Below are 12,739 nucleotides of genomic sequence, written 5' to 3' on the forward strand. Positions count from 1 at the left end.
CGCATGACCAAGAAAGCGATTATTCCCGCTGGCACCACCAAGCCCATTGCTCCATTTGTGCCGGGTTCAATGGCCGATGGCGTGCTCTACGTTTCCGGCACCCTGCCGTTCGACAAGGACAACAATGTGGTGCATGTCGGCGATGCGACCGCCCAGACCCGTCATGTGCTGGAAACCATCAAAAGCGTGGTCGAAACCGCTGGCGGGACAATGGACGATGTCACCTTCAACATGATCATGATTCGCGACTGGGCCGATTACGCCAAGGTCAACGAGGTGTACGCCGAATACTTCGCGGGCGAGAAACCGGCCCGTTACTGCATCCAGTGCGGCCTGGTGAAACCCGAGGCCCTGATCGAGATCGCCAGCATCGCCCACATTGGCTGAGCACTGACTTAAAAACCGACCTGAAGCCCACCCGGAGAACGTGCATGTTTCATGAAATTCATCGATGTCAGCATGCCGATGCGCCCCTGTTGGTGCTCAGTTCCGGGTTGGGCGGATCCAGCCGTTACTGGGCGGATGACCTGGCTGCGCTGACCCGCGACCATGACGTACTGGTCTACGATCATGCCGGGACTGGACGCAGCCCTGCGGATTTGCCGGCAGACTATTCGATCCGCCATATGGCCATGGAATTGCTGACCCTGCTCGACTCGCTCGATATCCAGCGTTGCCATTTCATGGGTCATGCGCTGGGCGGGCTGGTGGGCCTGGAGATTGCGCTGTTGCGCCCCGAATTGTTGCAAAGTCAGGTGCTGATCAATGCGTGGAGCAGCCCCAACCCGCACAGCGCGCGCTGCTTTTCAGTGCGCAAAAAACTGTTGTTGAACAGCGGGCCGGACGCCTACGTGCAAGCGCAGGCACTGTTTCTGTACCCGGCAGACTGGATCGCCGCCAACGGTGCCCGGCTGGCCGATGACGAGGCCCATGCGCTGGCGCATTTTCCCGACACCGACAACCTGCTGCGACGTATTCATGCACTGCAAACCTTCGACGTGGAGGCCAGTCTGGCTCGTATCCAGACACCGACCCTGCTGATTGCCAACCGCGACGACATGCTGGTGCCCTGGCAACAATCGCAACATCTGGCCGAGGCACTGCCCAACGCCAGGCTGGTGTTGCTGGAATATGGCGGCCACGCCTCGAACATCACCGACCCACTGCCCTTCCAACGCACCCTGCTCGACTTTCTCAACGCACAGACCTGAAAGGACTCATACCATGCATGCCGACTCTGAAACCCTTGCCACCCTCCCTGCTGCCCCGGTCAGCCAGCTGGCGTTTCGCGATGCGATGTCCAGCCTTGCTGCAGCCGTCAACGTCATTACCACCGATGGCCCCGGCGGCCGCGCCGGTTTTACTGCGACAGCGGTTTGCAGCGTGACCGACCAGCCTCCCACGCTACTGGTTTGTATCAATCGCAGCGCATCGGTATACGAAACCTTCATCGAGAACGGCCTGTTGTGCGTCAACACACTGGGCAACGGTCAGCAGGACCTCTCCAACCTGTTCGGCGGCAAGCGTTCACAGCAGGAGCGTTTTGACGGTGGCCAGTGGGAAAGCGGAGTGACGGGTGCGCCGATACTGAACAGCGCCAAACTGGCCCTCGACTGCAAGGTGACCCAATCCGTCAGCGTCGGCACACATGACATTCTCTTTTGCCAAGTGCTGGATATCAGGCATCAGGGTGAGTCAGACGCCTTGGTGTACTTTGCCCGTCAGTATCATCACTTGCCAGGTGCGGCACCCGCTGCCTGAAGATGCTTTTCAGCACTTGAACGCGTCAGGAAATCTACACTGCGCCTGTTTTGCACAGGGCACTGCGGGCTGCCTGACGGGTTGCTGACACAACAAATAGACAAGATTTTTTCGCAGGCAGCGCCCTATACTGGCACCTTGAGATCAGGATGATCCTTGCAGTCAACGAGGTGAAATCATGTCGATCGGTAGCCCTTGCACTCTGCTGGCCTCATCTGGCAGTTGGCCGTCTGCTTTCTTCGCTTGCCCGTTGCCTGCCGTGCCAACACACCCGGGTGACTAAGCATGCTGAAAAAAATCCCTGTCGCTGAGCTTGCCCTTGGCATGTACATCCATAAAATCTGTCGCCGCTGGACCAACGATCCATTCTGGATAGGCTTGGTCGAAGTCATGCTTGATGACGTCGAGGTGCTCAAGCGCATCCAGCAATCGGGCACCCGGGAAGTCTGGATCGAAACCGGAAAAACCCGTGTACAGGCACCTCAAACAGCACCAGCACCCTCCATAGATGACACCGCACCAGCCAGTCTGGACAAGGAAGTCCTGCGCGCCCGGGCCATTTGCGGTAGAGCCAGAAACGCCGTCATGGCCATGTTTACCGAAGCCCGCATGGGCCAGGCGATGGATGTCGACAACGTGCAGTTGCTGGTGGAAGAAATCTCCAGTTCGATCCTGCGCCACCCGCATGCGCTGATCAGCCTGTCACGCTTGAAAACGTCCGACGAGTACACCTACATGCATTCGGTGGCGGTCTGCGCGTTGATGGTCGCGCTCGCCAGACGCATGGGCCTGCCTGATGATCAGGTGCGCGAAGCGGGTGTGGCCGGGCTGATGCACGATGTCGGCAAAATGATGATTGCTCCGCACGTACTCAATAAACCGGGCCGCCTCACCCATGACGAATTCGAGATCATGAAGGCTCACCCCGAACTGGGTCTGAAGATACTCAAGGAAAATCAGCCCGTGGCGGCGACGGTGATGGATGTGTGCTTGCACCACCATGAGAAGGTCGACGGCTCGGGCTATCCCCACGGCCTGAAAGGCGACCAGATCAGCATCTTTGCGCGCATGGCCGCAGTCTGCGATGTGTATGACGCCATTACCTCCGACCGCCCCTACAAAAAGGGCTGGGGCGTTGCCCATTCGATTCGCGAGATGGCTTCATGGAAAGGCCATTTTGATGATGTGGTGTTTCAAAGCTTCGTCAAGACCGTGGGCATATACCCGACCGGTACGCTGGTGCGTCTGGAAAGCGGGCGTCTCGGCGTTGTGGTCGAGCAAAGTGAGGCGTCGCTGCTGAAACCGAGGGTGAAGGTCTTCATGTCGGCGCGGACCGGCAAGACGTTCGCCGCGCAGATCATCGATCTGGGCAGTTTTGCCGACCCGGACGCGATCGTCAAAATCGAAACGCCGACCGACTGGGGTATGGAAGAGGTTGATACGCTGTGGGCGGGCAGCCCGGCCTGATCAGTTGATGAGTCGCCCTGCCGGCTAACCCAGCAAGCCCAGTGCCTTCGCCCTCGCCACCGCCTGGGTACGCCGCTCGACGCCTAGCTTGCTGTTGATGTGGCTGGCGTGAGTCTTGACGGTGTGCAGGGAAATGAACAGTTGCTCGCTGATCTCCTGGTTGGAACAGCCCTGTGCAATCAAATGCAGTACGCCCAGCTCACGCACACTCAGGCAGTCGCTGTCATGCGCAGGCTCGGGTGTCGGTGTGCAGGAGGCCGGGAGCTCTTCCAGCAAGGCCTCGCGAACCTTGCAGGACGGCAGTTGCAGCAGTTGCTCATGCAGCCACTGGGAGTGCTCGCCCAGTAGCGTTTTGAAGGGGATCAGAGCCCCTCCGGCCGCTGACTGCAGGCTGCGCAGCAGCAGCTCTCGCGCTTCGTCGCGACGCGTCTGGCTCAGCAGCAGACCTATCTGCTGAGTCATCGCGATAAGCCCGAGCAGTGGCGCGCCCACCTCCCGGGCATGCCGCTCCAGCGCCTGCAAACGTTGCTCGCTGGCAACATCATCACCCTGCAGTCGATCCAGCACCGCACGCTGCAATTCGATGTGTTGTGGCAGTTGCGGATGACACTCGGGGGCCGCAGCGCCCGGCTCGCCGTTGTAGGCCTGAGTCAGGCGCAACAACCAGGCTTCGGCGAGGTCCATGCGCCCTTGCAGCAGCCACAATTCGCATTTCACCAGAGTCACCATCGCCAGATAGTAGATCGGTGGCACATCCCAGATGTGCATCAAACGTTCGACCTCGGCAAGTTCGGCGAAAGCTTCGGCAAACCGACCGGCGCAGCCCTCCATGGTGGCAATCACGCAGTGGCCGATCAGCACACTGATGTCGCGACAGGCGCGCGCTTCGGCCAGCCCGGCCAGCAATAAAACCCGCCCTTGGTCCACTTGCAGGCGCAGGGTCAGCAAATAGCCTTCATACAGCGTCAGGCGCGCGCGAACTGCGTACAAGCGCACGGTGGACAACCCTTTGAGGCGCTGCTGCCCCCGGCGTACTTCGTCAAGCGCACGCAGAATTTCGCCTCGAGCCTGCAAGACCCTGGCGCGATCGTAATGCGCCAGCGCTTCGAACAGTGGATTGGCAACCCGCTGTGCCAGCTCCAGCGCATCACGATTCAACACGCGGGCGCGCCACAGATCACCATTGGCAACCGCAAGGTTGGCCAGCGTCGACAGGCAGACAAGCCGTTGGCCATAGCGTTTTTCCGGCAAGGTCAGCAGGGCTTCAGTGCAATAGCGTTCGGTCTTTTCACTGTCTCCACGGCCACGCGCGATGATGCCGCTGAGCGCCAGCCACTGGGCGAGCATGGATTTTTGCGCAGTCGCCGAGGGCGCTGGCAGGAACCGGCTCAATTGATTGGCCAGTTCCTCGGCGGCGTCCAGTTGGCAGGCCAGCCCCAGCGCCCAGGCGTAGAGCACAATCAAGCGTGGCGTGCTGGTCAACAGATCATCCGGCAAGTCCATCTTCCAGCGCAGCAACATGCCGACATTCTGCTCGGCCAGCAATTGCTCTTCAGAGAGGCTCTGCACCAGATTGGCGGCCACATCCAGATGCCCGGCGCGCAATGCCTGTTCCACCGCTTCATCCAGCTGGCCCTGAGTGCTGAACCAGCGACAGGCGTTAAGGTGCAGCCGGGTCGGTTGCGCGCCGCCAGCCTGACGCGCGCGCAACAGCTCGGAAAACAGATGATGATAGCGAAACCAGCGGCCCTGCTCGTCCAGCGGCACCAAAAAGACCTGATGCGCCTGTAGATAACGGATCATCTCGACGCTGTCATGGCTGTCCCGCGCGGCGTCGCACAGCCCGGCGCAAAAACGCTCAAGACACGCAGTGTCATAAAGAAACGCCTGAACATCGGTCGGCAGGCAGTCGATCACCTCTTCAAGCAGGTACTCGCGAATCAGCACCTCACTGCCGCGCAGCGCCTGCGAAAAGGCGCTTTCATCACCCGCTTCAGACGCTGCCAGCAACCAGAATCGCAACCCGGCCACCCAGCCTTCGCTACGCTGAATCAGGTTTTGCAGCACCTCACTGTCGAGCGAGCTGCTATGGCGGTCCAGCACTGCCATTGATTCCGCGTGCGTCAGGCGCAGATCCTGCTCGTTGATTTCCAGCAACTGGCGCGTCAGACGCAGGCGTGCCAGGTGCCAGTCCGGGCGCTGTCGGCTGGTCACCATGACCACCAGCCCAACCGGCAAATGATTGAGAAAAAACTGCAGGCAGCGGTCAAGCACCGGGCCTTGGGCCAGATGATAATCATCCAGCACCAACAGCAGCGGTTTGCTCAGCATCAGGTGCATGGCCAGTTCGTCGAGCAGACCGTCGAGCCATTCCTCGAACGCGAACGGCTGATGGCGCTGACGCATTTTCAGCAGGCTCATTGCCTGCGTGCCCAGTTGCGGGAAAAACTGCTGCAGGCTGCCCAGCAAACGCTCCAGAAAACGACCCGAGTCGCTGTCCCGCGCGCTCAGCCCCAGCCATACGTTCTGCCATTTGTCCGGCAAGCCCTGACAGAACTCGACGGCCAGCGAACTCTTGCCAAACCCGGCCGGGGCGCATACCAGCAGCAGCCTGCCGCTCAGCCCGTCCTCGAGGCGTTGGCACAGGCGGGAACGAGGGACGTAACCCTCAGGGAGTGGCGGGCGAAAAAATCGCCCCTCCAACGCAGGAATCGCGCTGTCTGCGAACCCTTGCATTCGGGACAGATCAGTCATGGCCGGCTCGTGTGAAAATCGTTGTTGCGGCATAGCGGTGTTCGGAGACTAGCGGGTAAATCGCCTCTTTTGAAAGGTCATCACGGAAAAGACTGTAACAAAATTCCTACAGCTTATAAGACCATGTCCTCTACGTGAAAAAGCCCCATTAAAGGGGCTTTTCAAGCACATGGCCATGACATTGATTTACAGCGTGTATCGGTCAGGTATCAACGAACCCCTTCCTGACGCAGCGCGTTGGGGGTGAAGTCGCTGGTGCCGGCAGTGAAGCCGAACTCATACGCCCTCTTCTCTTCGTTTTTCATGCCCAGTGCCACGTAGCGACCGGATTGCAGGTCGTACAGCGTTTCAATCGCGTACCAAGGCACTTGTTTGTCGTAGTAGTTTTCCGAGTGTGCCTCGGCAACGCGCCACAGCTGGCCACGGCCGTCATAGTGGTCGATAACGGCGGCCTGCCAGGTGTCTTCGTCGATGAAGAAGTCACGTTTGGCGTAGATATGACGCTGACCTTCCTTGAGGGTGGCGGTCACGTGCCAGACGCGACGCAGCTCATAGCGGGTCAAGTCCTGGTTGATATGGCCAGCCTTGATGATGTCAGCGTACTTGAGCGTCGGATCGTCCAGCTTGTGGCTGTTGGAAGCGATGTACATTTCCTGCTTGCCGATCAGTTTCCAGTCATAGCGATCAGGCGCGCCGTTGTACATGTCCAGGTTGTCGGAAGTACGCAGACCATCCGACGCGGTGCCCGGCCCGTCATACGAAACCTGCGGCGCACGCCTTACACGGCGCTGACCGGCGTTATACAGCCATGCCGAGCGCGGTTCGGCGACCTGATCCAGGGTTTCATGCACCAGCAGCACACCGCCCGCCAGACGTGCTGGGGCGGTCACCTCCTGTTTGAAGTAGAACAGGATGTTGCCCGGGTTTTTCGGATCGAAATCCCTCATCTTGTCGCGAAACACGAATTGATCGGAGAAATACACCAGGCTGTACGAGCCATTGGGCTGTGGCGTGGCCTGGGTAACCAGACGCTTGACGCTGCCGCCCCGGTAACGGGTGATGTGGTTCCAGATAACCTCGACGCCACTGGCCGGGATCGGAAACGGGATGGCCGTATCGAAGTTTTCCAGACCGCTGCCGCCACCGACCAGTTTGGTGGTCGTCGCGTTCTTTTTGATGGCGGCAAACACCTCATCCGGCACGGTGGCACCGCGATGGGTCGGGTAGACCGGAATCCGGTAGCTGTCCGGATAACGTTTGAACATCGCGTACTGGCCCGGTGCGAGTTTGTCCTTGTACTGCTCTACATTGGCCGCGGTGATGGTAAACAACGGCTTTTCGCTGGCATACGGGTTGGCGAGGAACCCTTTGCTGTCCACCGCTCCGGCATTTTTCGGCAGCGGGCTCCAGGCAGGGATGGTGTTGGCCGCATTGCCGGCCTTTTCAGCGCCCATCGGCGTCAGCGAGGTACCCAGCTTTGCAGCTTCGGAGGCGGAGACCGCCGCCATCACGCTGGTCGCCAGCAACGACATGCCCAGAACCCCGGCTTGCAACAGACTTTTTGTTATTTTCATATTCATCGTCATCCTGAAAACCATGCTCTTAGAAGTTCATGCCAAAGCTGAGCGCCACGAAATCCCGGTCATCAACCGTGGTGTATTTGCCATCAAAGAAGTTGGTATAGGAAAGGTTCGCGGTGTAGGTGTTCTGGTACTCGGCATCGAGCCCCAGGCTGACGGCCTTGCGTCCCTCTTCGAAGTTGCCGCCAGGGCCCGGCGAATAGCCTTTGAGGTCGTGCGACCAGGCCACGCTCGGCTTGAGGTTGACCCCGGCAAACACACTGTTGTAATCCCAGATGGCACGGGCGCGGTAGCCCCAGGAGTTGGCCGTGGTAAAGCCGTCGTCTTCGCAATAACGGGTCAGGTTGTTCTGCTCGGCACCGGTCAGCGTGCCTGCGTTGAGCGTCGCGCATTGGCCGCCAGGCAGCGGGCCAGGACCGTACACAGGGTCACGGCCGTAGCGAATTTTGGAAGTGCTTTCCAGGCCACCCACGTGGGTCCAGCCCACTTCACCGACCACCGTCAGACGCTCTGCGCCCATGACCTGGTCGAAGAACTGGGTGAACGTGGTTTGCAACTGAGTGATTTCCTTGCGGCGATAACCGGGCTGATCGGTATTGGGCTGCCCGCTCAGCAGCGAAACGTTGGGGTTGAGCGGCGAAATACCCGAATACAGGATGTCGGTGGTGTTGACCTGAATCGGTGCATTCGGGCGGTAGCTGATCTCGCCGCTCCACGCGGTGCCGGTAGGCAAGGTGGTCGAGAAGCTCAGACCGTACAGACGGATGTCTTCCGGGTATTCGACGTAGTAACTGGAGTTGCCTGCCACGACAACCGGCAGTAGCGTGGGTGCGAGTCGCGTCGCCGTTGCTGCCGGTATACCGTTACGGACCAGCGAGCCCACCAGGCCTTGAGGGCTGAACGAAGCAGCCGAGCCGCCGCGTCCGCTGAAGATCGGCGCCCGGCTGTGGTAATTCATCATATAGGCACCGAACTCGGTATCCAGCGGCTCGAAGTTGTAACGCAAGGCAAAGCCGAACTGGCCACTGTCACGCGCATCGCGGTCAGGCCCACGGCGCACCACAGCGCCCTCATCCGGGTTACCGAACACTACGCCCTGCTGCGACAACGAGTTGAACACCGCGCCGCGTGCGCCTGCTGGCAAACCGGCAGCCGTCAGCGAACTGTTCAGGCCGCTGCGGCTGCGCAATACCGCGAGGTTGTTGTTGCAGCCATCGGCGATCACGTCCGGCTGCGAGAAGAAGGTGCCGCAGTTGTCGACGACAGTCTGGTCCCACTCCAGCTGGTAGAAGCCCTCGGCAGACAGGTTGTCGGTCAGGCTTTGCGACAGGTAGAACATGTTGACCGGAATCAGGCCTTCCTTGATTTCAGAGCCTGGACGCCGAAAGGCCGAGACATCGACCGGGTTGACGCTGTTGATGCCGCCCTGAATAAAGGTACTTTCACCCCAACTGATGACCTGCTTGCCGAAGCGCACGGCACCTGGCTGATCAGCGATCGAATAGTTGTGGTACACAAACGCATCCAGCAACTGGAACCCGGACGACTTGGCGCCCTCTTTGCGGCCCGAGTCGCTGATGTCCTTGAACTCGCGGTTTTCATCCTTGAGTTCAAAGTCGTACCAGTATTTGCCACGCAGGAACACGCCGGTATCGCCGTACTTGAGTTCCAGGTCATGGATGCCCTTGAAAATCTTCGAAAACGTTTCCCCACGCTTGAAGTTCAAATGGCCGTCATCGGAGGTCTGCGACAGACCACGCCCGCCATTGTTGGCACCGATCAGGTTTTTATTGGGGTTTGCAGTCGACCAACTGGCACCTACCGACAGCGATGAGTCGAAACTGCCTTCGATCTCACCGACGTTGAAGGTCACGCCAAAGGCCGGGCCGGCGAGCGAGGAAGCAAGGCTGACGGCCAGAGGCAACCTGGCCCGACGCCAGAATGGGGGTATGCTTGTCATCGACGCTACTCCTTGTGTTTTATTGTTATGGCAGTGGGGAAATCCAAAAACGACTCTGTCTTCGAATCACTACACACAGCCAGCTCCGCTCTTGCACATTCCCTGTGCTGACTATATCCAGCACGCCCTGACGCTAGATCCCTCTAAAGTGTGATTTGCAGGACCAACGCCTCTGGCCCGCCCGTTTCCGGAAGGCCGCTAAAAAACCTGTGGCGGGGAGGATGGATTAAATTGGAAATTTGGCAAGTCGCAGAACAGGACCTGCGACGCAGACACTTGCCGCGCCCGATGGGCGCGGCAAGACAAGAAGGTGTCACAGCGTGTAAAGGAATGTGCTGTTGCTGTTCTGCCATTCCACAATGTCCAGACGCATGCGCTTCTTGTCGAGCTTGCCGACGCTGGTCTTGGGAATTTCAGTAACAAGCGCGATCTGGCTGGGAATTGCCCACTTGTTGATGTGACCTTGCTCGACGAACGGTTTGAGATGCTCCTTCAAGCCCTTGGCATCAAGCTGATGGCCGTCGCGAATCACCAGCAAGGCAAAAGGCCGCTCACCCCATTGCGGGTCGGCGATACCGACCACAGCTACTTCGCGCACAGCAGGATGCCGGCTGCACAGGTCTTCAAGCTCCAGCGAGGAAATCCATTCACCGCCGGTCTTGATCACATCCTTGATACGGTCGCGAATATCGATGAAGCCCATACCGTCCAGCGTTGCCACATCGCCAGTGTGCAGCCAGCCGCCTGCCCACAACTCAGCACCTTTCTCAGGCTCGCGGAAATAGCTTTCGGTCAGCCAGGGCGCACGCAGGACCAGCTCACCCTGGGTTTCGCCATCGGCCGGAAGGAAGTTGCCTTGCTGATCGACGATGGCTGCTTCTACCAGCATGCCAGGCACACCGGCCTTGATGCGGTAGGTAATCTGCTCGTCTTCGCTGCTGGCCTTCAGTTCGTCGTTGATGTGCGCGACAGAAATCAGTGGCCCGGTTTCAGACATGCCATACGCGGCGCTGAGCTGGATGCCTCTGGCCTTGGCTGCCTGATACAGGCTGCGGTTCAGCGAGCTGCCGCCAATGATGATTTTCCAGCCGCCAAAGTCCGCATCCTGAGCAGACTTGGCGTTGAGCAGCATTTGCAGGATGGTCGGCACGCAATGCGAGAAGGTCACTTTCTCCTTGCGCCAAAGCTCTACCAGCAACTCGGGCTCGTAGCGGCCGGGGTACACCTGTTTCAGGCCCAGCATGGTCGCTACATAGGGAATGCCCCAGGCATGCACATGGAACATCGGAGTGATTGGCATATAGACGTCATCGTTGCCCAACTGCCGCGGACTTTCGACGCATCCCAGGATGGCCGCCACGCCCATGGTGTGCAGCACCAACTGGCGATGGGTGAAATAGACGCCTTTGGGGTTGCCCGTGGTGCCTGTGGTGTAAAACGTGGTCGCGACCGAGTTCTCGTCGAAATCCTCGAAAGCGTACTCGGGGCTGGCTGCCGCCAGCAGGGTCTCGTACTCGCCGACGAGGTTTGGCAGGTCGGCGGTCTTGTCGGGCAGGTCCGTCAGCAACAGGGTCTTTTCAACGGTAGTCAAATGTCCGGACATCGCCTGATACAGGCCCGTGAATTCGCTGTTGATCAGCACCAGCCGGTCATCGGCATGATTGATGGTGTAGGCGATCTGCTCGGGCGATAGCCGCACATTGACGGTGTGGATCACTGCGCCAATCATCGGGATGGCGAACATGCATTCCAGATAGCGATGGCTGTCCCAGTCCATGACCGCCACGGTGTCGCCAGCTTTCACGCCTGCCGCCGTCAGTACGTTAGCCAGGCGGCAGATGCGCTCGCTGAGGGTCGGGTAGGTGTAGCGAACGGAGTCGCGGTAAATAATTTCACGCGTCTTTTCATAACGACTGCCGGACGACAGCAGGCGCTTGATCAACAGAGGGTACTGGTAAGCGCCATCGGCGGGCGCAAGAACGCGAGTCTGTAACATATGAGTCCCTTTTCAAAGTCCACAGGCGGAGCTGGAAATATGGACTCTAGAGCCCTCGCCTGCCAGTGAAATCAGTAAAAGGGATGTTTTTTCGAAGCGCCTCTCGCTGCCTGAAAGAGGCACTCATACTCGGTATACGCTCGGCAAAAGCGTTGTTGAATGCAGGCTTCAGTGCACTTCAGTGAACGCCAGTTTGATACCCAGCGCGACCAGCACTCCGCCCATGGCCCGATCGAACCAGTGGCCCATGCGCGCAAAACCCGCGCGTACCCGCGCCTGGCTGAACAGCCGCGCCACCAGGCAGAACCACGCGGCCGTCGCCACTGCGAGGTAGACCCCATAACCGCCCTGCACCAGCAGCGGCGTGTGCGGATTGATCACTACGGTGAACAGCGAGAGGAAAAACAGCGTGGCCTTGGGGTTAAGGCCGTTGGTGACGAAGCCGCTGATGTAGGCACTCTTTGCTGTGCGCTCGCCCGGGATCGCCTTGATGGCGGCATCGCCCGTCGCCGCAGCCGGTCTGGCACGCAGGGCCTTGATACCGATGTACAGCAGGTACGCGGCTGCCGCCCATTTCAGCGCGTTGAACAGCACGATGGACTGGGAAACGATAATCCCGATACCCAGCAGTGAATAGCCCACATGGAGAAAAATAGCCGAGCCGACACCAAGCGCTGACCAGGTACCGGCCTTGCGCCCATGCGTGACGCTTTCGCGCACCACCACCGCGAAGTCCGGACCGGGGCTGGCGACGGCCAGCAGGTGGATCAGCGCAACGGTAAGAAATTCTGCCCAATACATGTGGGACCTCCTGGAGGATTGACGTCAGACCCGGCAGATTACGCTGTCTGATGTCTGCGCAACAGTTACTGGCAACGATCACCTCAACTATCGTGCGGCGCTCCGCGTCGCATGCCGTTCCGGACGCTCCGCGTCCTCTTGACGACGCAGAGCGTCGTGAACTACATTCCCACGCTGGAGCGTGCGGAACGATAATCTCAACTATCGTACGATCATCGCAATTATCGTGCGGCGCTCCGCGTCGCATGCCTTTCTGGACGCTCTGCGTCCTCTTGACGACGCAGAGCGTCGAGACCTGCATTCCCACGCTGGAGCGTGCGGAACGATCATCTCGAATATCGTGCGACGCTCCGCGTCGCATGCCGCTCCGGACGCTCCGCGTCCTCCTGCCCCATATCCTGTTAGACTGCGCGCTTTTTC

At 59.4% G+C, this 12,739-nt stretch carries 9 protein-coding genes; 4 read left to right on the top strand and 5 right to left on the bottom strand.

Going from position 1 to position 12,739, the window contains the following annotated elements:
• Positions 1 to 3 precede the first annotated feature (3 nt).
• The 4 genes from rutC (at position 4) to AC4ANE_RS22735 (ending at position 3,228) form a co-directional block, all read left to right on the top strand.
• Positions 4 to 387: a pyrimidine utilization protein C gene (rutC, locus tag AC4ANE_RS22720; protein WP_002552194.1), complete on the top strand. Its 384-nt coding sequence runs from the start codon at positions 4 to 6 to the stop codon at positions 385 to 387.
• A gap of 44 nt (positions 388 to 431) precedes the next feature.
• Positions 432 to 1,211, top strand: coding sequence for a pyrimidine utilization protein D (gene rutD / locus AC4ANE_RS22725; protein ID WP_002552193.1), 780 nt, complete (start codon positions 432 to 434; stop codon positions 1,209 to 1,211).
• Between the two features lie 13 nt (positions 1,212 to 1,224).
• Positions 1,225 to 1,761: an NADH-dependent FMN reductase RutF gene (rutF, locus tag AC4ANE_RS22730; RefSeq protein ID WP_002552192.1), complete on the top strand. Its 537-nt coding sequence runs from the start codon at positions 1,225 to 1,227 to the stop codon at positions 1,759 to 1,761.
• Between the two features lie 285 nt (positions 1,762 to 2,046).
• Positions 2,047 to 3,228, top strand: coding sequence for a cyclic di-GMP phosphodiesterase (locus AC4ANE_RS22735; protein ID WP_005733226.1), 1,182 nt, complete (start codon positions 2,047 to 2,049; stop codon positions 3,226 to 3,228).
• Between the two features lie 24 nt (positions 3,229 to 3,252).
• On the opposite strand, the gene AC4ANE_RS22740 is transcribed toward AC4ANE_RS22735, so the two are convergent.
• From AC4ANE_RS22740 to AC4ANE_RS22760, 5 genes are all read right to left on the bottom strand, one after another.
• Positions 3,253 to 5,982, bottom strand: coding sequence for a winged helix-turn-helix domain-containing protein (locus AC4ANE_RS22740; RefSeq protein ID WP_002552190.1), 2,730 nt, complete (start codon positions 5,980 to 5,982; stop codon positions 3,253 to 3,255).
• Between the two features lie 209 nt (positions 5,983 to 6,191).
• Positions 6,192 to 7,556: a DUF1329 domain-containing protein gene (locus AC4ANE_RS22745; RefSeq protein ID WP_005746200.1), complete on the bottom strand. Its 1,365-nt coding sequence runs from the start codon at positions 7,554 to 7,556 to the stop codon at positions 6,192 to 6,194.
• Between the two features lie 28 nt (positions 7,557 to 7,584).
• A complete protein-coding gene (locus AC4ANE_RS22750) occupies positions 7,585 to 9,522 on the bottom strand; it encodes a DUF1302 domain-containing protein (RefSeq protein WP_002552188.1) in 1,938 nt (645 codons plus the stop codon).
• Positions 9,523 to 9,835: 313 nt separating this feature from the next.
• Positions 9,836 to 11,518, bottom strand: a complete 1,683-nt coding sequence (locus AC4ANE_RS22755) for a fatty acid--CoA ligase (RefSeq protein ID WP_002552187.1) — start codon at positions 11,516 to 11,518, stop codon at positions 9,836 to 9,838.
• A 168-nt stretch (positions 11,519 to 11,686) separates the two neighbouring features.
• Entirely contained in the window at positions 11,687 to 12,319 is a 633-nt protein-coding gene (locus tag AC4ANE_RS22760) for a LysE family translocator (protein ID WP_002552186.1), read from the bottom strand.
• Between the last annotated feature and the right edge of the window lie 420 nt (positions 12,320 to 12,739).

It is taken from the genome of Pseudomonas sp. Pme6b (genome assembly GCF_058129925.1).

What these genes read in the sequence shown, in the direction of transcription:
- rutC (WP_002552194.1), top strand. Translation starts at nt 4, where the DNA reads ATGACCAAGAAAGCGATTATTCCCGCTGGCACCACCAAGCCCATTGCT.
- rutD (WP_002552193.1), top strand. Translation starts at nt 432, where the DNA reads ATGTTTCATGAAATTCATCGATGTCAGCATGCCGATGCGCCCCTGTTG.
- rutF (WP_002552192.1), top strand. Translation starts at nt 1,225, where the DNA reads ATGCATGCCGACTCTGAAACCCTTGCCACCCTCCCTGCTGCCCCGGTC.
- AC4ANE_RS22735 (WP_005733226.1), top strand. Translation starts at nt 2,047, where the DNA reads ATGCTGAAAAAAATCCCTGTCGCTGAGCTTGCCCTTGGCATGTACATC.
- AC4ANE_RS22740 (WP_002552190.1), bottom strand. Translation starts at nt 5,982, where the DNA reads ATGACTGATCTGTCCCGAATGCAAGGGTTCGCAGACAGCGCGATTCCT.
- AC4ANE_RS22745 (WP_005746200.1), bottom strand. Translation starts at nt 7,556, where the DNA reads ATGAAAATAACAAAAAGTCTGTTGCAAGCCGGGGTTCTGGGCATGTCG.
- AC4ANE_RS22750 (WP_002552188.1), bottom strand. Translation starts at nt 9,522, where the DNA reads ATGACAAGCATACCCCCATTCTGGCGTCGGGCCAGGTTGCCTCTGGCC.
- AC4ANE_RS22755 (WP_002552187.1), bottom strand. Translation starts at nt 11,518, where the DNA reads ATGTTACAGACTCGCGTTCTTGCGCCCGCCGATGGCGCTTACCAGTAC.
- AC4ANE_RS22760 (WP_002552186.1), bottom strand. Translation starts at nt 12,319, where the DNA reads ATGTATTGGGCAGAATTTCTTACCGTTGCGCTGATCCACCTGCTGGCC.